Here is a 21,320-nt window from a genome sequence, read left to right as displayed (position 1 = left end):
CCCGGGTAGCGCTTTCCCTTAACACGCGCGAAACAATCGAGACATGGGGCGGAAACGGCATCGGCCTATTTTCGGGTTGCGCTAGCCCGTGCCCCTGGGAGGTTCGAGAGTGTTCAACTCCGCCGATGACGTCCTCAATTTCATCCGGGACGAGGGTGTGCAGTTCGTTGACGTCAGGTTCACGGACCTGCCGGGCACGACGCACCACTTCACCTTCCCGTCTGAGAACTTCGGTTCGAATGTCTTCACCGACGGCCTGATGTTCGACGGATCGTCGATCCGTGGTTTCCAGGCCATCCACGAGTCGGACATGCTGCTGCTGCCCGACCCCACGACGGCCGTGATCGACCCGTTCCGTCAGCACAAGACGCTGAACATCAACTTTTTCGTGCACGACCCGCTGACCGGCGAGGCCTACAGCCGCGACCCGCGCAACGTCGCTCGCAAGGCCGAGGAGTACCTCAAGGGCACGGGGATCGCGGACACCGTCTACTTCGGCCCCGAGGCCGAGTTCTACATCTTCGACGACGTCCGCTTCGAGACGCGGCAGAACGCCGGTTACTACTACATCGACTCCATCGAAGGCGCCTGGAACACCGGCAAGGCCTCCGAGGGCGGCAACCTGGGTTACAAGCCCCGTTACAAGGGCGGCTACTTCCCGGTCCCGCCGATGGACCACTTCACCGACCTGCGCTCCGAGATGGTCCGCAACCTCATCGAGGCCGGCATCGAGACCGAGATGCAGCACCACGAGGTGGGCACCGCCGGCCAGGCCGAGATCGACTTCCGGTTCGGCACGCTGCTCGAGACGGCCGACAAGCTGATGCTGTACAAGTACATCATCAAGAGCACGGCCATCCAGGCGGGCCGCACGGTCACGTTCATGCCCAAGCCGATCTTCGGTGACAACGGCTCCGGCATGCACTGCCACCAGTCGCTGTGGAAGGACGGCGAGCCGCTGTTCTACGACGAGGTCGGCTACGCCGGTCTGTCGGACACTGCGCGCTACTACATCGGCGGCCTGCTCAAGCACGCCCCGTCGCTGCTGGCCTTCACCAACCCGACGGTGAACTCCTACCACCGCCTGGTGCCCGGCTACGAGGCCCCGGTCAACCTGGTCTACTCCCAGCGCAACCGCTCGGCCTGCGTCCGCATCCCGATCACCGGGTCGAACCCCAAGGCCAAGCGCATCGAGTTCCGGGTGCCGGACCCGTCCTGCAACCCGTACTTCGCCTTCGCCGCCATGCTGATGGCCGGCATCGACGGCATCCGCAACAAGATCGAGCCGCCGGAGCCGGTCGACAAGGACCTGTACGAGCTTCCGCCCGAGGAGGCCCGCAACATCCCGCAGGTGCCGGGCTCGCTGGAGAAGGTGCTCGACGCGCTCGAGGCCGACCACGACTACCTGCTGGAGGGCGGCGTCTTCACGCCGGACCTCATCGAGACCTGGATCTCCTACAAGCGCGAGAACGAGGTCGACCCGATCCGCCTCCGCCCGCACCCGCACGAGTTCGAGCTCTACTACGACGTGTGATCCGCTGAGCCGCCGACCCCGGCGGGAAGGGCCGTACGGCCTCTGCCAGGGTCACGACCGGCGCACTCGCGTCCGCAGGAACGGCCATCGGCCGGCGCCCCACCACGGCGCCGGCCGATGGCCGTTCTCATGCGCAAGAGCACGGGAACTGCGATGCTGTCCAGGCCCGACGCGGTCTCAATTGTCTGTACCGATATCGCGCGGTACTGTCTCGCGGGCGGTCGTCCGAGCCGCCTGCGCCGACCAGGTGGCCCTAGTGAACCTTGTGTGAGGTGCCGTCCATGACTGCCGGGCAGTATCCCCGCCTGGCGGATGTGTTTTCCGGGCTCACCGCTGAAATCATCGCTCTGCTGCGGGAGCAGAACGAGAACGACTCTCTTGTGGACGTGGTTGAGGATCTGCCGTTCTACGGCGTGTGTACCTGTAGCTTCACGTGCACAAATTTATTGACGGCTCCGCTGGGTTCCTCGGGCACCTGGATTGTGCGATTGGAACGCGACGGTGAGGACGTCATCTGGCTGAGCTTGGCCCCCACCGGGACGACGATCACGGCCATCGAGGTTCTCGACGGACGTGACCTCGGTCCGGCAAGCCGACGGCGAAGCGTTCCGTCAGTGATGATTTCCCAGGCGATCGCCCACGAGTGAAGGAAAGTCAGGGCGCATCGGCCGGCGCCCCACCACGGCGCCGGCCGATGGCCGTTCTCATGCCCGCCGGTGCCATCATGATCGGGTGCATCAGGCGTGGAACGCGTGGGGGCCCGTCGTCGTGGCGGCTGTCGTGGCCCTGCCTGCCGCGGCTCTCCTCGGGTTCGTGCTCGCACGCCTCCGGGACCGGAGGGGGCATCCCTTCCCCCGCCGCACGGCCGTCGCGGATGTCGCCATCGTCGCGGGAACCGCTCCGTGGATCTGGATGATCCTCACGCCCGGGGCAGGCCAGGGCGTGCAATTGATCCCCCTCGTCGATCTGGCGGATCAGATCACGCGGATGGCGCCGGGGGCGGCGTTCGTACAGGTCGTGGGTAATCTCCTGGTGTTCGCGGCACTCGGTGCGATGCTTCCCGTCCGCTCGGCGCGCTTCGCCTCGCTCGCCGCGGTCGCCGCCCTCGCGGCCACCGCCTCGCTCACCGTCGAGACCCTCCAGTACGCCCTGCGGCTCGGGCGGGTGAGCTCCGTGGACGACGTCATCCTGAACACGGCCGGGGCCGTGCTCGCGGCCCTCGCCACCCGCCGATGGTGGATGCCGAAGCCAACGGCGGGCGAGAACGCGGTCAGGCCGCCTGGTCCGGTGGGAGACGGTAGACGGAGACGTGGGAGGGCGACTCGGCGGTGAACTCGGCGCCGGCCCAGTCCGCGTGCCTGGACTCCAGCTCGAACCCGGCCAGTTGGGCCATGAGGTCGAGCTCGGCCGGCCAGATGTAGCGGTGCGGGCTGCGGAACAGGGTGGCCTGCCTGCTCTCGTCGAACGTGAAGTGGTGCGACACGAGGTGCTGGCGCAGTACGTCGTAGGTGTCCAGACCGATGTAGCCGGGCTCCGAGTGCCACACCACGGCCTGCCGCCCCGACGGGAGCGCGCGCAGCTCGGGCACCCAGAGCTCGATCACGAACCGGCCGCCGGGCACGAGATGACGGGCGGCGTTGCGGAAGCACGCGACCTGCTCGGCCTGGGTGAGCAGGTTCGAGATGGTGTTGTAGACGAGGTAGACGAGCGTGTACTCCCCCGGCGCGACGGCCGTCGCCATGTCGCCGACGATCACCGGGATGGCCGCCTCGTCCGCCTTCGTCCGCAGTTGCTCGATCATCGGAGGAGACAGTTCGATGCCGGTGACAGGCACTCCCCGCGCGGCGAGCGGGACGGCCACGCGCCCGGTCCCGATCGCGAACTCGAGGGCCCGTCCGTCCCCCGCGAGTTCGGTGAGTCGGTCCACCGCCGGCCCCAGGACCTCGGGCGCGAACATCCCCCGGCCCGGCGTGTCGTAGCGTCCGGCGGCCTCGGCATCCCAGATCTGCTCTTGACGCATGCGCTCCACCATCGCCCTGGGATATTCGTACCGTCCAATGGTTTTCCGGGCCGCTGAGAAAGGACGACGTGCGGGCGACGGTGCGGCAGGACACGGAAACGGGCGGCGACCGTACGCGCTGGTGGCCCTCGACGTACCGATGAAGGCGGCCTTCCTGGTCTCCGAACCCGCCCTCACGAGATACGTCGAGTCCGTGCCCGGCGAGAAGCGCTGGGAGAGCACGCGCGATCACGTCGGGCTGTTCACCGTGAGCCATGTTTTCCGGCAGGACGGCGTGACCGAGCTGGTCATCGCCGGTTCCGGCGGTTTTCTGGAGGAGTGCGGATTCGCCTATGTCCCGCAGCGCGGCGCCTGGCTTCCCGACTTCTCCGGCGTCGACCGCCTGACCGACAGGTGGTACGCCGTGTGCACCGACTTCGACTGACCCGGCGCCGCCGCGGGCGGTCAGGTGGGCTGGCCGATGGGCCGCACGACGACCGTGTTGACGTCGACGCCGCCCGGCTGCGCGACGGCCCACACGATGGCGTCGGCGATCTGGTCGGCGGTGAGGAGGTTCCCCTCGGGCAGAGCGCCCAGCCCATCCCAGAACGGGGTCTCCACGCGGCCCGGAGCGATCAGGGTGACGCCCACACCGTCGGCGGTCACCATGCGCCGGGTGTTCTCGGCCAGGCCTGTCACCGCCCACTTGGTCGCGCCGTAGATGTTGCCCGGGGTGTTGACGAACCCCGCGACGCTGCCGACGAGGACGATCCGGCCCTTCGACCGCTTCAGTTCGGGCAGCGCGGCCCTGATCAGCAGGGCGGGCCCGAGCACGTTGGTCAGCACCATCTCCCGCCACCCGGCCGGGTCTCCGTCGGCCAGGGTGTCGTGGGTGGCGAAGCCCGCGTTGGCGATGGCGGTGTCCAGGCGCCCGAACTCCTTCACCGTCGTCTCGACGGCCGACAGGACCGCGTCGTGGTCGGACGCGTCGGCCGGGATCGTCAGCAGGCGGCCGGGGTCGCCGATCGACTCGGCGAAACGCCTCAGGCGGCCCTCGTCACGGCCGGTGACGCTCACACGGTGCCCCCGGTCGAGCAGGCGCCGGGCGGTCGCCGCCCCGATGCCGCTACCGCCCCCGGTGATCAAAGCGACAGGAGAGTCCGTCATCCGTGCCCCCATGGTGATCGATGCGTCACGAGCGTGTTCGCGCCCGATCCGGCATTCCATCACCTGGAGCCCGCTCCAGGTCAACTCCTCACGAAACGACGCTCGTGTCGCGGTAGGTCCACATCTCGGCGAGCAGGCCGTCCTCCACGCGGACCAGCCAGATGAGCCGGGTGCTCGCCGTCCCCTGGCCGGCGGTTCCGGCGATGGCCACCAGATCGCCGTCTCCGAGCACGGCGCCGATCGTGAACCGGAGATCGGGCCGCGCCTGGCGGATCCGCCCGACGGCCTGCCGACGCCGTCGGGCCCGGCCACTTCGGGGTGAGCGTGGTCGACCCAGGCAGGGCTCAGGATCTCGTCGGCCGCCGACGCGTCCCCCGTGTTCCACATCTCGAAGTAACGCGTCACGAGCCATCGGGCAGAGCGGGTGACGTCGGCGTCCATCGGCGATTCGTCCTCCTTCGAGTCGGAGAAGATCAGCCGGACGAGCCCTGGGATCGGCTGCGCATCCCGCTGACGCGGCGCAGGATGTCCCACCAGAACGGCGCGCCGAACAGCACGGCGACGAGGGTGAGCAGCAGGCCCGGCCAGTGGCCCGGGGTCGTGAGACGCCGCCACCAGTCCTCGCCGTGCCACTCCCAGGCCGGGCCGCCGGCGTCCATGCTGACGCTGACCGGGGCGTGCGTGAAGATCTTGACGAACGCCGGGGTGCTGAGCACGTCGGTCACGCATGCGTAGGTGTCCTGGGCGGGCGCGCACCTCTCACGCAGCGGCTCCAGTGCCTCCGGGCCCGACTGGGCGAAGGCGGTCACCTCGCTGCGGTAGGCGTTGTCCTGCAGCAGCGTCTTGCCGTACTCCAGGGAGTCCAGGCCGAACAGCAGCGTGACGAGGAGGCCGAGCGCGGCGATGACCCAGCGCACGTAGCGGCGGTAAAGCAGGGTGAGCCGCTCCATCTCCCCGTCGAACCAGTCCTCCACCCCGCGCCGGAACGCCTCCAGATCGTGGCTGGCCCTGTTCCACACCGCCTTGAGCGGCCGGGAGAGCGGGCTGTTGAGCGCGTCGAGGTCGCGCATGAGGGCCTCGACGCCGCCGTGCTCGGTGGCGATCTCCAGGACGGCGACGGCGAAGCGCGCCGGAGGGATGTCGGCGATGCTCGTCCGGCCGCGCTTGGCGTGATCGATCTCCTGCAGGCGCTCATGGAGCAGTTCGGCCATCGACTTGCCCTCGCCGGGCAACGCGACCCCGACCCCCGCCGCGCCGTCCGCCGCCGCATCGACCATCCCGCCGACGGCGGCCCCGTCCCCTACGCCTGCGGCCATCTCACTCTCGTCCAGGGTGAGTACGGCCCGCTCCAGGGGATCGGCCTGCTCGGCGGAGTGCGCGGGGTCCACCGTCGCACCCGCAGAGCCCGCAGCGCCACCAGCAGTGCCGCCCGCCGTGCCGCCCGCCGCCGGGCCGCCGTCCGACGGCCCGGTGGTGGCCTGCTGTACGACCGTCTGGTCGGCGGCCGCCTGCTCCGCGGCCATCATCTGCTCGGCGGCGACCGTCCCGGTCGCGGGGGCGAGCGGCGGGCTCTGCGCGGGCGGCGGCTCCTGGCTGAAGGCGGGCCGCGGGTCCCGGCCGAAGGGCAGCCGCGCGAACACCCCCAGCACGGTCGCCGGCAGGCGCGAGCGCCCCTCCCCCGGCGACGGCGCCGCCGTGAGCGGCGTGCTGATCCGGCGCACGAGCCTCTTCAGGAGGTCCACGATCCGGTCGAGCCGGGAGGTCCCGTCGGCCGTCTCCGCGCCGTCGAGCGTGTCGCGGAGGTAGGCCCACAGGAACTTGCTGCGAATGCCGAGCAGCCTGACGATGCCCTCGTTGATGCCGCTGACGAGAAGCGACAGCAGCAGGAAGGCCAGGATCAGCCCGATGGCGAGATCGGCGTAATACGAGATCAAAGAGATCACCCGTCCCCGTTGATACACCGTCACGGGCTGCGATGGCAACGCTCCGATGCGCACACATATGGGTCATATCGCCGCAAGCATCGCCTGAGGGCGGTAATCCCCTACCGCGGGCTCGTAGCCGCCGAGGTGCCCCATAGCCGTGGCGGTACCCCCGCCCCCTGTGATCCCCGCGGACCGCACACGCCCGCCGTGATCCGTCCGTCAGGTCGCACGCCTGCGGCCGTACGCCCGGATACGCGCCCCCGGAGACGGCCGCGCCGGCGCCGAGGAGCGGATTGCCCAGGCGCCGGCGCGGATTGTGAGATCAGGAGGCGGTGCAGGTCAGGGATGCCGGAGCGCCGTTGCTCCCGCTGGAGGAGCCGGTGAAGCCGAACGTGGTCGAGGCTCCGGCTCCGAGGGCGCCGTTGTAGGAGACGTTGCTCACCGAAACCGCGGACCCGCTCTGGGACAGGGTGCCGTTCCAGACCTGGGTGATGGTCTGGCCGCTGGGGAACGTCCAGCTCACCGACCACGAGGTGGTGGCGGCGGCGCCGGTGTTCCGCACCGTCACCTCGCCCTGGAATCCGCCGGGCCACTCGTTGACGACCCGGTAGGCGGCGGCGCACCCCCTGCCGCCAGGCGACTGGCTCGGAGATTGGCTGGGAGACTGGCTCGGCGACTCACTCGGAGACGGACTCGGAGACAGACTCGGAGACTGACTTGGAGACGGACTCGGCGAGGACGAGGGAGAGGCCGACGGCGACGGCGACGGCGACGGCGACGGCGACGGCGACGGCGACGGAACGGTCTCGTTCTTGATGTCCTGGTAGGCCGCCTCAAGCCCGGCGGCGGACATGACGGACCGCGCGCCGGTCGGCCAGTTGCCGTTGGTGACCGTTGTGTTGCCGTAGACGGTGTTGCCGCGGTCGCCGTTCGTCACGTCGGTGGAGCTGCTGGACGCCCAGTTGTTGGTGACCGTCAGGGCTCCGGTGTTGTTGCCGCCCTGGTAGTTGCCGTGGGCGAACATCCACCAGCTGCCGTCGAAGACGTTGTTCGTCGCCGTGATGGAGCGGGATCCCTCGTCGAAGTACAGGCCGAACTGGCCCGTGCCCGCCCTCAGGCAGTAGTTGCCGCTGATCTGCCCGCCGGGGTTGGCCGACAGCGTGTAGACGCACGCCCCGTCGTTCATCTGCTGCATGACGTCGTGCACGTAGTTCTGCGTGATCTTGTTGTTCGACGCGGTGGTCGCCGTCGAGTACCGCGGCTGGTAGTTGTACAGGCCCCGGTTGGTGTAGTCGGAGCTGCCGCCCGCATCGTTGGAGCCCCAGCCGTACCCGAAGGCGACCCCCAGGTACGGCATGTTGTAGATCTCGTTGTGCGAGATCGTGGCGTTGGTGACATAGGTGGGCAGGAACGAGGTGATGCCCCGGTAGTCCACGCCGATGTCGTGCACCAGGTTGTTGGTGAAGCTCAGGTCGCGGTTGACCATCCGGGAGTCGCTCGGATGGTGCGCGTCGGCCTGTACGCCGCCCGCGACCACCGCACCCGCCGCGCTGTACGCGAACACGTTGCCCGTCACCGTGATCGAGCTCGCCCCCAGGCCCACGCCGGATGCGTGGGCGTTGGCGTCGTTGCCGATGCCCAGCGCCGTCTGGCCCAGGTTCAGGAACCGGTCGCGGACGAAGCTGATCGTGTTGGCCGCCGACACCTGGACGGCCGCGGGCATCTGGTTCCAGTGCGGACGCACCGACTCGAACTGGGTGCACCCGTACTGGCAGGACGACAGCGCGTTGCTCGGCCAGTTCCAGTCGCCCGAGATGTACGCCCCCGTCTGCTGGTCGGCGTACCCCTGGTTGCTGCTGGGCCCCAGCCAGCTCGTCCCGGCGAACGTGATGCCGGAGAAGGTGATGTGGTGCGCGGGCGCGGCGTAGGTGCCGCCGAGCTGCACCAGCGACTGCAGGAGGGGAAGCTCCACGTCCGCGGTGCTCATGTTCTTCCCGGACGGCGGGATGTAGTACAGCACCCCCGTGCCGGTGTTGAGGTACCACTCGCCGGGCGAGTCCAGGAACTCGTACGCGTTCTCCAGGTACATCGGTCCCTTGCGGTAGGGGTTGACGATGGTGTCGTACCCGAAGGTGTTGTTGTTCCAGGCCGGCTGCTTCATCGTGATGAAGTTGCCGGAGATGCTCTGCACGGGCACGTACCGGTCGGTGAACGAGCCGATGCCCTGCAGCTCGATCCGGCTCTGGCCGGCCAGGTTGTTCAGGTAGCTCAGCGCGCTGTTGCTGAACCGCAGGCCGGTGCCGGTGGCGGTGAAGTCGGCCCGGTTCACCGTGGTACGGGCCCGGGTGGCCATGCGGCCGTCGACGTACAGCTGCCGGGTGTCGATCCCGGTGCCGACGCTCGCCTTCCAGATGTTCTTCCCGGAGTCGGCGACGGTCCATCCGGTGACCTGCCTGGCGCCGCTGATGACCGGGCGCGCCCCCGGCTCCGCCTGCCAGACGACCCGGTAGCCGTTGCTTCCGGAGTCGGCGGCGGTGAACCTGAGCGGCGAGGTGCGCCGGTACACGCCGTCGGCGAGCTGCACGACGATGTCGCCGGACATGGAGCCGTTCTGCGACCGGACCGCCGTCTGCGCCGCGTCCAGGGAGCACGGCTCGGCGGAGGAGCAGGCACTGCCGGTTCCGGAGGGCGACACGTACAGGGTCGTCGTGGCGGCGATCCCCGTCACGAGCGGTCTCAGCACCGCTGCCCGAGAGGAGAAGCCATGTCGGCGCGGCTTGTCACGATGGTTCACGTGTTCTCCAGGGAGTGCTCGACGCGTCTCGTGATGGGCCGAGGACGCCGGACAGGCCGGCCAGGCGAGTGCGCGCGAAGCTTCCGCCCGCGGTCGCCGTCCTGGCCGGGCCACCGGGGGCCCAGTGGCTTGAGTACTAATTACCGTGTGATCAGCGAAGTCAGTCAAGGCGCTTGTGCATGCCTATTCTCGGCACCGCGCGCCGAGGCGCGCCGTCCGGACGCGCTCTACCTCCATCGATATCGCGATCCACCTCAGCGTTCGCCCCCCCGGTTCGCCACTGGCAGGCGATAAGTCGTACTCACCGAGGCTCCCAGCCGGGGATTCCGGTATGAAAGAAACCTGAAACGAAGCCGCGGTCGTGCGGTGCCACGGCATGCCGGACCGCCGAAGCCGGGCCGCGCACGCCGGCCCGGCGGGAGAGCGGGCCGAGAAGGACCCGGAGAGTCGCCAGGAATCTGGACAAGCGCGACCGCGCCCGGCGGGTCCCGGGAGACGGGGGACCAGCCGGGCGGCGGGGGGTCAGTCAGCAGCGAGGGGTCAGCCCTCGTAGAAGACGCGCTCCACGACGGTCCTGGCCCGCCGGGTGGCGCGCCGGTAGTCCTCCACGAAGTCCTCGGTGCCCTCCGGCGGGTAGCCGAGGGCCCGCGCGAGCAGCAGCCGCTCCTTGACCAGGGTAGGGATGCTGTCGGCGGCCCGGCCGCGCACCAGCATCAGCGCGTCGCGGATGCGCGAGGCGAACAGCCACGCCTCCGCGAGCACCGCCTCGTCGGCCGGGTCGAGCAGGTGCTCCGCCGCAGCGGCGCGCAGCGCGTCCAGCGTGCGGGTGGTGCGCAGCGCCGGTACGGCGCCCGCGTGCCGCAACTGGATGAGCTGGGCCACCCACTCCACGTCGGTCAGCCCGCCCCTGCCGAGCTTGGTGTGCAGGGCGGGATCGGCGCCGCGGGGCAGGCGTTCGGCCTCCATCCTGGCCTTGAGCTTGCGGATCTCCCGTACGGCGTCGACCGATATGCCGCCCTCCGGGTAGCGCATCGGATCGACGAGGGCCGTGAACTCCCGGCCGAGGTCGGCGTCACCCGCGCAGAACCGGGCGCGCAGCAGCGCCTGCGCCTCCCAGTGCGAGGCCCAGCGGTCGTAGTAGGCCTTGTAGGAGGCGATCGTGCGGACGAGCGGCCCCTGCCGTCCCTCCGGCCGCAGCCCGGCGTCGATCTGCAGCGGCGGGTCGGGGGCGGGCCGCGCGAGCAGCCTGCGCGTCTCCTCGGCCACCGCGTGGGCCGCGTCGGTGGCGTCCCGCTCGGCCACGCCGGGCAGCGGCGCGTGCACGAACATCACGTCGGCGTCGCTGGCGTAGGAGCTCTCCAGACCGCCGAGGCGGCCCATGGCGATCACGGCGACGCGGGTCGGGAACGGCTCGCGCCGCTCCAGCGTGACCTTGTTGATCGCCGCGGTCAGCGCCGCCTGGATCGTCACGTCGTTGAGCGACGAGAGCGCCTGGCCGACCTCCTCGATGTCGATCAGGCCGGACAGGTCGGCGCAGGCCGTACGGAGCAGTTCCCGGCGGCGCAGCGCGCGGGCGGCGGCGACGGCGGTCTCGGCGTCCTCCGCATAGCGGCCCACCGCCGCGGCCGCCTCGCCGGCCAGCGTCGCGGCCGGCCGGACGGCGAGCTCGGCGGGCGAGCCCAGCATGCCGACCGCGTCCGGGGCGTGCAGCAGCAGGCCGGTCACGTACTTGCTGGTGCCGAGCAGGTGGGCGAGGCGCTCGGCCACGGCGGTCTCGTCCCGCAGCAGGCGCAGATACCACGGCGTGCTGCCGAGCTTGTCGCTCACCTGGCGGAACCCGAGCAGGCCGGCGTCCGGGTCGGGGGCGTTGGCGAACCAGCCGAGCATGACCGGCAGCAGCGTGCGCTGGATGGCCGCGCGGCGGGAGACGCCGCTGGTGAGAGCGGCGATGTGCCGTAAAGCGCCCTCGGGGTCGGCGTACCCGAGCGCCTGGAGCCGCGCGGTGGCGGCGGCCGCGGACAGGCGGGTTTCGGTCTCCGGAAGGCGGGCGACGGCCTGCAGCAGCGGCCGGTAGAACAGCTTCTCGTGCAGCCTCCGCACCTCCAGCGCGTGCCGCTTCCAGGTGGTGGTGAACTCTCCCACCGGGTCGGTGATCATGCCGAGCCCGCGGCCGATCCGCCGCAGGTCGGCGGTGTCCGACGGCACCACGTGCGTGCGGCGCAGCCGGTGCAGCTGGAGCATGTGCTCGACCTGCCGCAGGAAGGTGTACGCCTCGGCGAGGGCCTTGGCGTCGTCCCGTCCGACGTAGCCGCCCCGCGACAGGGCGGCGAGGGCCGACAGCGTCGCCCTGCGGCGCAGCAGCGGGTCGGAGCGGCCGTGCACGAGTTGCAGGAGCTGGACGGCGAACTCGATGTCCCGCAGCCCGCCGGGCCCCAGTTTGATCTGCCGGTCGGCCTCGCTCACCGGCACGTGCGCCTCGACCCGGCGGCGCATGGACTGCACGTCCTCGACGAAGTTGGGCCGCGCCGCGGCCTGCCACACCAGGTCGTTGACCGCGGCGACGTACTCCTGGCCGAGGTCCAGGTCGCCGGCGACCGGCCGGGCCTTCAGCAGCGCCTGGAACTCCCAGGTCTTGGCCCAGCGGCGATAGTAGGCCAGGTGGCTTTCCATGCTGCGGACGAGCGGGCCCATCTTGCCCTCGGGACGCAGGTTGGCGTCCACCTCCCACAGCGCGCCCTCGCGGGTGCTCGCCGAGCACGCCCGCATCATGCCCTGCGCGAGCCGCGTCGCGATCTGCAGCGCCTTGGTCTCGTCGACGCCCTCCTTCGGCTCGGCCACGAAGACGACGTCGACGTCGGAGATGTAGTTCAGCTCGCGCGCCCCGCACTTGCCCATGCCGATGACGGCGAGCCGCACGTCGCCGGCGTCCGCCACCTCCGCCCTGGCGATGGCGAGGGCCGCGTCGAGCGCCGCGGCGGCCAGGTCGGCCAGCGCGGCGGCGGTCTCCGCGAGCGTGCACTCGCCGGTCACGTCCCGCGCGGCCAGGTCGAGCAGCCTGGTCCGGTGGGCGACGCGCAGCGCGTCCATCGCCTGGGCGGCCACGCCCGGTTCGGCCGCGCCCGCCGTGGCCCCGCCGGCCACCGGCTCGGCGGCGTCCGGGTCCGCCCCGACCGCCAGCAGCAACTCCTCGCACAGCTCACGGGCGCCGGGCCACTGCGGCGACCCGGCCACCGTCAGGCAGTCCGGGTGCCGTACGACGTGCTCGCCGAGCGCCGCGCTGATCCCGAACACGCCGAGCAGCCTGCGGCGCAGCGCGGGATCGGCGCGGAACGTGCCGAGCACGCTCGGATCCCGCTCGACCAGGCGGCTCAACGTGGTGAGCGCGAGATCGGGGTCGGCCGCCCTGACCAGGTCGTCGAGCAGCGCGAAGTCGCCGACCGCCTCGGGGCCGAGGTCGTCCAGCAACCGTTCGGCCCGCGCGCCGTCGGCGAATCCCAGTGCGGCCAGGCGCCCAGCCGTCGTCTGTATCCGCGGCGCCGCGTTCACCGTTCCTTCCTCCACCCCGACGTCGATCACGTCGGTCCCCCGAGACATGCCTTCCCAGTAACCGTACACAGGGATGGACGCCTCCTCGCAGAGATCGGTCCCCCCTCGGGACCCGATTCCCGAACGGACGCCTCCCGGCGTCCACTGATGTCGCAGCTCGGCGCGTGCCGGGCTCGCGCACACGGTAACCCGGTGGGTTGTGCGGCGTCCTTAGCGGTTTCTCTGCGTAATCGGCGCATCACGCGGTTTGCCCGCGTCCCTTTCCCATGCCTCCCGCGCGGCGGGACGACAGGTCAGAGCCGTGTCACCTGGGCCGCGAACGCCTCGGCCAGCGGCCTCCAGGTCTGTTCGAGCTCCCGCCCGGCCGCCGTGACCTGCGTGATCAGCTCCGCCGCCGCCTCGGGCGCGAGCTCGCCGCTCCCGGCCCAGGAGGCGAAGATCTCGGGCGTGGCCTCGGGGTGGAACTGCACCGCCCAGGCGTGGTCGCCGAGCCGGTAGGCCTGGTTGGCGTACCGCGCGCCGGTCGCGAGGCGCACCGCGCCGGGCGGCAGGGTGGTCATCGCGTCGTAGTGGTACTGCACCGTCCGCAGAGGCACCGTCCGCAGAGGCGCCGACCGCGGGGGCTCAGATCGCAGGGGTACCGTCCCGCCGGTCGGCGCGGACAGGAGCGGGTCGTCCGCCGCCTCGGGCAGCGGTTCGATCTCGCAGAGGCCGATCTCCGGGCCCACGTCGCCGCGCTCGACGGTCCCGCCGCAGGCCAGGGTCATGAGCTGGGCGCCGAGGCAGATGCCGAGAACCGGGACGCCGCCGTCCACCGCGCGCGCGAGCAGGTCCCTGGTGGCGGGCAGCCACGGATACCCCTCGTCGTCCCACGCGGCGGCGGCGCCGCCGAGGACGAGCAGCCCGCCGCCCGCGGTCGCGGGCACCGCCTCTCCCTTGTACGGCCGGACGACCTCGACGCCGACGCCGGCGGCCTCCAGCCAGCCGGCGAAGTAGCCCAGACCGGCCTCGGCCTCGTGCTCGATGACGAGCAGACGTTCATCCATAGCGCGCAGCTTAAAGACGCATGACAGGACAGGCGATACCTGGGTCGCACGCGCACAGCCGCCGCACCCAGATGGCCACGGCGGGGTCGTCGCCCGGCCGCACGACCGCGGGCGCGGGGAGTAACGGCCGGTCCCAAGATGAGTAATGACTGCTCTATCCGTACGTGCCGGAGGGCCCCGACGCTGATGCGTGCAGACCCCGAGCCGTCCGAGATGAGGCAGAAGTGTCCGAGAACGACGATGTCAAGGTCCCTCAGCCGGGACAGAACCAGGCGCCCTTCCCGCCGGTCGTGCCCATCGGCGTGAACCACAACGAGATCGCGATCGAGGCGTGATCGGCCGCGGAGGAGCGATCGGACCCTCCGGTGACGGAGATCCGATGGAGCGGAAGAGACTGACCCGGCGCGACTTCGGCCGGGTGGCGGGGCTGGCCGGGCTCGGAGTGGCCGGAGGCGTCCTCCTGCCCGGGACTCGGGGGACGGCACACGCCGGCCCCTTCGAGCCCGAGTTCCCCAGGCCCGTCTTCAAGGTGACCGGCTCGACCGATCCCGGGCTGGACGCCTTCAACCAGGCCATGAGCAGGTTCATGCAGGACCGGAACATCTCCGCCGGTTCCCTGGCCGTCAGCCGCAACGGCAAGCTGGTGCTGGCCCGCGGATACAGCTTCTCGCGCAACCTGCATTTCACGGTCGAACCGACCGCGCTGTTCCGGCTCGCCAGCGTCAGCAAGCCGATCACCGCGGCGGCCGTGCTCAAGCTGGTGCAGGCCGGAAAGCTCAGCCTCGACGACAAGCTGACCGACCGGCTCACGCTGACACCGCCGCCAGGCAAGACCGCCGACGCCCGGCTGGGGAACGTGACCGTGCGCAGGCTCCTCCAGCACCTGGGCGGCTGGGACAGAGCCCTCACGCCGGACCCTATGTTCCTCGATTCCGTCATCGCGAGCGAGCTCGGCGTGCCGCTCCCGATCAGCCGGTCCAACATCATGCGGCGCACGACCGGCGTACGGCTGGACTTCGACCCCGGGGCCAGGTACGCCTACAGCAACTACGGCTACATGCTGCTCGGCCGGATCATCGAGAAGGCCGGGGGGATGCCGTACGCCACCTATGTCCAGGAGAAGATCCTCAATCCCCGGGGCATCACCAGGATGCGCCAGGGCCGCTCCCTGCCCGAATACGCCGCCCCCGGTGAGGTCTCCTACGAATCGAAGCAGGAGGTGGTCTACGTCTTCGACTCCTCCGGCAGTCTGGTGCCGTCCCCCGACGGCGGCTTCAACCTGGAGAACATGGACGCCCACGGCGGCTGGCTGGGCAGCGCGGTCGACGTCGTTCGGTTCGGCGACCTGTTCGACCAGCGCGGGATCAGGTACGACCCCGTCCTGGACAAAATCACCTTCCCGACGCTGGAAGGCGACTCGATCGACCAGGCGTTCGCCCAGCCGGAGATCGGGGTCCAGCCGGGCGGGTGGTGGTACGGGTGCGGCTGGGTCGTCCGCAACGCCGGAGGCGGCATCGACGCCGCCCACAACGGCAGCCTGCCCGGGACGACCACCCTGCTCGTACGCCGCCACGACGGCCTCAACTGGGCCGCCCTGTTCAACCGGAGGCGTGACGACGACACCGAGCTCGAATTCGACGCGTCCATCGACAACGCCCTGCGCCAGGCGGCCAACGCCGTGACGTCGTGGCCCTCCGTCAACCTGTACCGGGACTACCTCTGACCGGTGCCCCTACCGGCTCTGTGCCCGGCTGGGTCCGCCACCGAGCGAGGAGGCGAACCTGCCGGGGCACGCCCCGGCCGCCGCACACCCCGGCCGCCGGCGCCCGGGTCAGGCGCGGCATGCGCGGTTCCGTACAGTCCGTTCCATGAAGTTCGACGAAGTCGCCGTCCCCGGCGGGCGGCTGCGGATCGCCCGGTTCGGCGACGGCCCGCGCCTGATCATCGCGGCGCACGGCATCAGCGCCTCCCTCATGGCCTGGCGGGCGGTGGGCGACGCGCTGCCGCCCGGCTGGTCGCTGGTCGCCGCCGACCTGCGCGGCCGCGGCCACAGCGCCGGCCTGCCCGGCCCGTACGGCCTGGACCGGCACGCGGAGGACCTGGAACTGGTGGCCCGGCACGTCGGCGCGGACGGCACCAGCGTGCTCACCGGGCATTCGATGGGCGCCTACGTCGCCGCCCTGCACGCCGCCGCTCGAACCGGGGCCGCGCGGGATGGAGGGTGGCGCTATGCCCGGGTCGTGCTGGTCGACGGCGGCCTGCCGCTGCCGCTGCCGCCGGGCGCGGACCCCGACGAGGTGATGGCGGCGACACTCGGCCCCGCCATCGCCCGGCTCTCCCGGACCTTCCCGGACGTGGAGGCGTATCTCGACCTGTTCCGCGCCCACCCCGCGCTGGCCGGCGACTGGTCCCCGGTCGTCGAGGAGTACGTCCGCTACGACGCCACCGGACCGGACGGCGCCGTACGGTCGCGCGTCCGCGAGGAGGCCGTACGGCAGGACGGGCGCTGGCCCCTGACGAGACACGCGGAGCTCGGCGCGGCGCTCAAGGCGATCGAGCCCGCGCCGCTGCTGCTCCGCGCGCCCAGAGGGCTGCTGAACCAGGACATCGGGCTGCAGCCCGACGATCTCACCGCGCGGTGGAAGGCGGAGCTGCCGGGGCTGCGCGACGAGGTCGTCCCCGACTGCAACCACTACACGATCCTGTTCGATCCCCGCTGCGCCGCGCTCGTCGCCGCCCGCCTCACCGCCGGCTGATCACTTGGGGATGATCCAGGTCGCCTGGGCGGCGGCCACCAGCGTGCCGTCCACCTCGTAGACCGCGCTGGTGCCGAAGATCTTGCGGCCCTCGCGGCCGGTCGCGCGGGCGACGACGGAATACCTGCCCATCGGATAGACCCGGCGGAACACCTGCCCGGTGAGCCGCCCGAGGAGCGGAGGCCGGGCGGGCTCGGCGCCGGTGAACGCGCGGTGGTGCGCCCACCCGGTGGCGCAGTCGAGCGCCGCCCAGACGATCGAGCCGGGGACCACGCCCTGCTCGTCGGTGACGTTGAACGGCACCCGCCATCCGGCGGCCACCAGGTCGGTGCCGTCCACCGCACCGGGGAAGATCCGCAGGCCGTCGCCCGGCTCGCGCAGCCCGCAGGCGAAGCAGCCCGCGATGGCGTGGCCGTGCAGTCCGGGGAAGCCCGCCTCCGCCCGCGCCGCGTCGGTGAACGACACGAACGGCGGCGGCGTCAGCGGCTCCGCGACGGGGATGGCCTCGGCGAGATGGCTCTCGCCGACGCTCAGGACGACGGCGTTGCCGACCTGTTCGAGCGTCAGCCCGGTTTCGAGCGGGACCGGTCTGCGGAGGGTGACCTCCACCGGAGATTCATGACCGGCCCCCGTCAGCGTGCCGGCGAGGGTGCCCGCGATCCATCCGCCGTTGGCGGTGCCCTCGGGCCCCCGGAAGCGCTTCGGTACGGTCAGAACGGTCTGCAGTCCCGCAGCCGCCGTCATATGGCCACGTCCTCCCTGAGTCACGTCGATACGGCTCACCCGTAAGGGTCGCAACAAGTGCGCCGATTTTACTGTTCCGGCATACGAAACAGTTAAACGGACGGGAGTGTCAGGAAGATTTGCAACCTGTAACGTCGCCGTGACGCCGGGACGGCGCGGCGGCTACAGCACCGGCAGGTAGCGGCCGAGCTCGTACTCGGTCACCTGGCGGCGGTACTCCTGCCATTCCGAGCGCTTGTTGCGCAGGAAGTAGTCGAAGACGTGCTCACCGAGGGTCTCGGCGACGAGCTCGCTGTGCTCCATCGCCGCGATCGCCTCGTCGAGCGACTGGGGCAGCGGCTGGATGCCGAGCGCCCGCCGCTCCGAGCTGGTGAGCGCCCACACGTCGTCCTCGGCCCCCGGCGGCATCTCGTACCCCTCCTCGATGCCCTTGAGCCCGGCCGCCAGGATGACGGCGAAGGCGAGGTAGGGGTTGCAGGAGGAGTCGAGCGACCGGAACTCGATGCGGGTGGAGCCGCCCTTGTGCGGCTTGTACATCGGCACCCGCACGAGCGCCGAGCGGTTGTTGTGGCCCCAGCAGATGTACGCGGGGGCCTCGCCGCCGGCTCCGGCGATCGCCTCGGCGCCGCCCCACAGCCGCTTGTAGGAGTTCACCCACTGGTTGCACACGGCGGTGATCTCCGCGGCGTGCCGGAGCAGGCCGCCGATGAACGACCGGCCGATCTTGGAGAGCTGGTAGTCGGAGCCGGGCTCGTAGAAGGCGTTGCGGTCGCCCTCGAACAGCGACATGTGCGTGTGCATGCCGGAGCCGGGGAAGTCGGTGAACGGCTTGGGCATGAACGAGGCCCACACGCCCTGCTCCAGCGCCACCTCCTTCATCACCAGCCGGAACGTCATGATGTTGTCGGCGGTGGTGAGCGCGTCGGCGTACCGCAGGTCGATCTCCTGCTGGCCCGGAGCGCCCTCGTGGTGGCTGTACTCCACCGAGATGCCCATCGACTCCAGCATCATGATCGCGTTGCGGCGGAAGTCGTGGCCCGCGCTGTGCGGGGTGTGGTCGAAGTAGCCGCCCTCGTCTATCGGCTCGGGCCTGCTGCCCTTCTCCGGCCGGTTGCGCAGCAGGAAGAACTCGACCTCGGGGTGGGTGTAGAAGGTGAACCCCATGTCGGCCGCCTTGGCCAGCGTCCGCTTCAGCACGAAACGCGGGTCGGCGTGCGACGGCGAGCCGTCCGGCATCAGGATGTCGCAGAACATGCGGGCGGCGCCCGGCGTCTCGCTGCGCCACGGCAGGATCTGGAACGTCGAGGGGTCGGGCTTGGCCAGCATGTCCGACTCGTAGACCCGCGAGAAGCCCTCGATCGCCGAGCCGTCGAACCCGATGCCCTCGGCGAAGGCACCCTCCAGCTCGGCCGGCGCGATCGCCACCGACTTCAGGAAACCGAGCACGTCGGTGAACCACAGCCGGATGAACCGGATGTCTCGCTCTTCGAGCGTGCGGAGGACGAATTCCTGCTGGCGGTCCAAGGCGTACCTCTCGGAGTTACAGAACGGCGTGTCTACCAGTTTGCCTCGTTCGTGTTTCACAGGGGTTACGAGGGGGTGTGAGAGCGAACCAACCGCCCCCGCGCGTAGTCGTTGCTCATTGATCCGGCGTTGATCCGTCGTCCAGTGAGCATCGACCCGCGCGTTCTACGGTCCCAGCATGCCGGTGCACGACCAGAAGGAGTTCCCGCCCGTGGCACGACCGCCGCTCGACACGCGCGCCCTCGACTGGTCCGGCCGGGTGCGGGCGTACGGCCCGGCCGTCGCGGTGGCCATCGCGTGCGCGGCGGTCGCCCTGGAGATCGGCGACATCTGGGTGACCGCGCAACTGCCGCCGTCCCCCTACAACCCGCTGCCGTTCGCTCCGGAGGACGTGGCCGGCACCACGTTCCCGATCTTCGGGGCGCTGCTGGTGATCTCCCGGCCCCGGCTGCTGCTCGGCTGGCTGCTGTGCCTCGGCGGCCTGGGCTCGGCCGCCAACATCCTGGCGGCCAACACGGCGGCCCTGCTCGTCCTGAACGGGGGGCATCCGCTGGTCCACCCGCTGTGGGTGTTCGCCGACGGGGTGTGGAACCTCACGACGTACGCGCTGGGCGTGCTGCTGCCGTTGCTGTATCCGACCGGGCGGATCCTGTCCAAGCGCTGGTGCGTGCCCGGGGCGATCACCGCGACGGCCCTCGGCCTCGACTGGCTGTGCTCGTGGATCGCCCCGTCGAGCGTCCGCACCGGCGGCAACGCGCTGGAGGTGGCGGCCTTCGCGCCGTACTACGCGCAGACCCGCCAGGGCCTGCACATGGTCGTCGCGGTGGGCATGGCGCTGGCGTTCTCCTCGCTCGTCGTGCGGTTCCACCGGGCCGACGGGATAGAGCGCCGGCAGATCCTCTGGCCGCTGGTCGCCATGGCCGGCCTGGTCGTCCCGTGGGTGATCGGATATCCGGTCTGGTGGACGGCCACGCTGACGCTGCCCCTGGTGCCGGCCGCGATCGCGGTCGCCGTGCTGCGCTACCGGCTCTACGGCATCGACACGCTGATCAGCCGCGCCCTCGTCGGCGCCGGCCTGGTCGGCGTGGTCGCAGCCGTGTACGTGCTCGTGGGCGCGGGCTCCAGCCTGGTCCTGTCCGGCGTCGACCGGTTCGCCGGGCTGGCCGCGGCCCTGTTCGCCGGGGCGTTCTTCCATCCGATCCGCCGCGGGCTGCAGCGCCTGGCCGACCACGCGTTGTACGGCAGGGGCGGCGACCCGCACGCGCTGGCCGCCGGGCTGCGGCGGCGGCTGCCGCACGCCGACCCCGCGCACGCCCTGCTCGCCGCCCTGGAGGTGCTCCGCGACGGCCTGTCGGTCACCGGCATCGCGGTGGAGATCGACGGGAAGACCACGACCAGCGGCCGGGTGGGCCCGGTGGCCCGCGAGATGCCGCTGGTGTGGCACGGAGAGCCGGTCGGCCACATGCTGATCGGGCCGCCGGGCCGCCGCCGGTTCCCCGCCGCCCACGACGAGCGGGTGATCGCGGTGCTGGCGCCGTATGTCGCGGACGCGGCGCACACGGTACTCCTGACCACCGCGCTGCAGCGCTCCCGCGAGCGCATCCTGACCGCCGGGGAGGAGGAGCGGCGGCGGCTGCGCCGCGACCTGCACGACGGGCTCGGGCAGACGCTGGCGTCGATGGCGATGACGCTCAACGCGGCGCGGGTCAGCCTGGAACGCTCCCCCGACGCCGCCGACACGCTGCTCCGCGACCTGCGCGAGGGCATGGACACCGTCACCGCCGACGTCCGCCAGCTCGTGTACGGCCTGCGTCCCCCCGCGCTCGACGACCTCGGGCTGGCGGGAGCCGTACGGGCCCTGGTCGAAGAGGCCCGGCCGGGCCTGGCGGCCGGGGCGGAGTCGGCCGCCGAGGTCGAGGTGACCGGCGACCTGGCCGGGCTGCCCGCCGCCGTGGAGGTGGCGGCCTACCGGATCGTGCAGGAGGCGCTGACCAACGTGCGCAAGCACGCGCGGGCGCGGCGCGTGCGGGTGGTCCTGCACCGGAACGGCGAGCTGCGGGTGACGGTGGCCGACGACGGCGTGGGGCTCCCGGCGAACCGCAGGGCGGGCGTCGGCCTGTGCTCGATGGCGGAGCGGGCGGCCGAGCTGGGCGGCACCTGTGCCGTCGCCTCCGAGCCCGGCCATGGCACGACCGTCACGGCCCGCCTGCCGGCCGTACCCGGGCAGTCCCTCGGCGGCGCGTGGTCCTGACGGCCGCGCCGAATCGGCGGCCTGCCCCTGAACG

16 protein-coding genes are annotated in these 21,320 nt (G+C 71.2%); 7 read left to right on the top strand and 9 right to left on the bottom strand.

What is annotated here, in order from left to right; genetic code table 11:
* Positions 1-109 precede the first annotated feature (109 nt).
* From glnA (HHX37_RS21325) to HHX37_RS21315, 3 genes are all read left to right on the top strand, one after another.
* Positions 110-1,534 (top strand): type I glutamate--ammonia ligase, encoded by a 1,425-nt coding sequence (gene glnA, locus HHX37_RS21325; RefSeq protein ID WP_117410564.1) that lies wholly within the window; start codon positions 110-112, stop codon positions 1,532-1,534.
* A 281-nt stretch (positions 1,535-1,815) separates the two neighbouring features.
* On the top strand, positions 1,816-2,181 hold the full coding sequence (locus HHX37_RS21320) for a hypothetical protein (RefSeq protein WP_182886491.1): 366 nt from the start codon (positions 1,816-1,818) through the stop codon (positions 2,179-2,181).
* 85 nt (positions 2,182-2,266) lie between these two features.
* The gene (locus HHX37_RS21315) at positions 2,267-2,866 is read left to right on the top strand and encodes a VanZ family protein (RefSeq protein WP_182886490.1); all 600 of its coding nucleotides are present in this window, start codon (positions 2,267-2,269) and stop codon (positions 2,864-2,866) included.
* Here HHX37_RS21315 and HHX37_RS21310 read toward each other — a convergent pair.
* Positions 2,805-3,554 (bottom strand): class I SAM-dependent methyltransferase, encoded by a 750-nt coding sequence (locus tag HHX37_RS21310; RefSeq protein ID WP_182886489.1) that lies wholly within the window; start codon positions 3,552-3,554, stop codon positions 2,805-2,807. The two genes, HHX37_RS21315 and HHX37_RS21310, sit on opposite strands and share 62 nt — an antisense overlap.
* A gap of 121 nt (positions 3,555-3,675) precedes the next feature.
* Here HHX37_RS21310 and HHX37_RS21305 point away from each other — a divergent pair, with 121 nt between their 5' ends.
* Positions 3,676-3,978 (top strand): hypothetical protein, encoded by a 303-nt coding sequence (locus tag HHX37_RS21305; RefSeq protein ID WP_182886488.1) that lies wholly within the window; start codon positions 3,676-3,678, stop codon positions 3,976-3,978.
* A 20-nt stretch (positions 3,979-3,998) separates the two neighbouring features.
* On the opposite strand, the gene HHX37_RS21300 is transcribed toward HHX37_RS21305, so the two are convergent.
* The 6 genes from HHX37_RS21300 to HHX37_RS21275 all read right to left on the bottom strand — a co-directional run bounded on the left by HHX37_RS21300 (position 3,999) and on the right by HHX37_RS21275 (position 14,011).
* A complete protein-coding gene (locus HHX37_RS21300) occupies positions 3,999-4,700 on the bottom strand; it encodes an SDR family oxidoreductase (RefSeq protein ID WP_138461258.1) in 702 nt (233 codons plus the stop codon).
* Between the two features lie 88 nt (positions 4,701-4,788).
* The gene (locus HHX37_RS35805; RefSeq protein ID WP_259406608.1) at positions 4,789-5,112 is read right to left on the bottom strand and encodes a nuclear transport factor 2 family protein; all 324 of its coding nucleotides are present in this window, start codon (positions 5,110-5,112) and stop codon (positions 4,789-4,791) included.
* A gap of 61 nt (positions 5,113-5,173) precedes the next feature.
* On the bottom strand, positions 5,174-6,634 hold the full coding sequence (locus HHX37_RS21290; RefSeq protein WP_182886486.1) for a hypothetical protein: 1,461 nt from the start codon (positions 6,632-6,634) through the stop codon (positions 5,174-5,176).
* Positions 6,635-6,947: 313 nt separating this feature from the next.
* Complete coding sequence (locus HHX37_RS36915; RefSeq protein WP_182886485.1) at positions 6,948-9,368, bottom strand: cellulose binding domain-containing protein; 2,421 nt, start codon at positions 9,366-9,368, stop codon at positions 6,948-6,950.
* 591 nt (positions 9,369-9,959) lie between these two features.
* On the bottom strand, positions 9,960-13,013 hold the full coding sequence (locus HHX37_RS21280) for a bifunctional [glutamine synthetase] adenylyltransferase/[glutamine synthetase]-adenylyl-L-tyrosine phosphorylase (protein WP_182886484.1): 3,054 nt from the start codon (positions 13,011-13,013) through the stop codon (positions 9,960-9,962).
* A gap of 245 nt (positions 13,014-13,258) precedes the next feature.
* Positions 13,259-14,011 carry a type 1 glutamine amidotransferase gene (locus HHX37_RS21275; RefSeq protein WP_182886483.1) on the bottom strand — a complete coding sequence of 251 codons (753 nt, stop codon included), beginning with the start codon at positions 14,009-14,011 and terminating at the stop codon, positions 13,259-13,261.
* 379 nt (positions 14,012-14,390) lie between these two features.
* Between HHX37_RS21275 and HHX37_RS21270 the strand changes: the two genes are divergently transcribed.
* Together HHX37_RS21270 and HHX37_RS21265 are read left to right on the top strand one after the other, a co-directional pair.
* Positions 14,391-15,734 carry a serine hydrolase domain-containing protein gene (locus HHX37_RS21270; RefSeq protein WP_182886482.1) on the top strand — a complete coding sequence of 448 codons (1,344 nt, stop codon included), beginning with the start codon at positions 14,391-14,393 and terminating at the stop codon, positions 15,732-15,734.
* Positions 15,735-15,879: 145 nt separating this feature from the next.
* Positions 15,880-16,767, top strand: a complete 888-nt coding sequence (locus tag HHX37_RS21265; protein WP_182877229.1) for an alpha/beta hydrolase — start codon at positions 15,880-15,882, stop codon at positions 16,765-16,767.
* Here HHX37_RS21265 and HHX37_RS21260 read toward each other — a convergent pair whose 3' ends face one another.
* On the bottom strand, positions 16,768-17,511 hold the full coding sequence (locus tag HHX37_RS21260; RefSeq protein ID WP_182886481.1) for a hotdog fold domain-containing protein: 744 nt from the start codon (positions 17,509-17,511) through the stop codon (positions 16,768-16,770).
* Positions 17,512-17,673: 162 nt separating this feature from the next.
* Entirely contained in the window at positions 17,674-19,035 is a 1,362-nt protein-coding gene (gene glnA / locus HHX37_RS21255; protein ID WP_138461265.1) for a type I glutamate--ammonia ligase, read from the bottom strand.
* A 178-nt stretch (positions 19,036-19,213) separates the two neighbouring features.
* On the opposite strand from glnA (HHX37_RS21255), the gene HHX37_RS21250 reads away from it, so the two are divergent.
* On the top strand, positions 19,214-21,286 hold the full coding sequence (locus HHX37_RS21250) for a sensor histidine kinase (RefSeq protein ID WP_182879177.1): 2,073 nt from the start codon (positions 19,214-19,216) through the stop codon (positions 21,284-21,286).
* The last annotated feature ends 34 nt before the right edge of the window (positions 21,287-21,320 follow it).

The organism is Microbispora sp. H10885 (assembly GCF_014161415.1).
Lineage (GTDB): Bacteria > Actinomycetota > Actinomycetes > Streptosporangiales > Streptosporangiaceae > Microbispora > Microbispora triticiradicis.
Note: the sequence above shows the minus strand (reverse complement) of the source record. Positions and strands in the feature narration are given on the sequence as shown.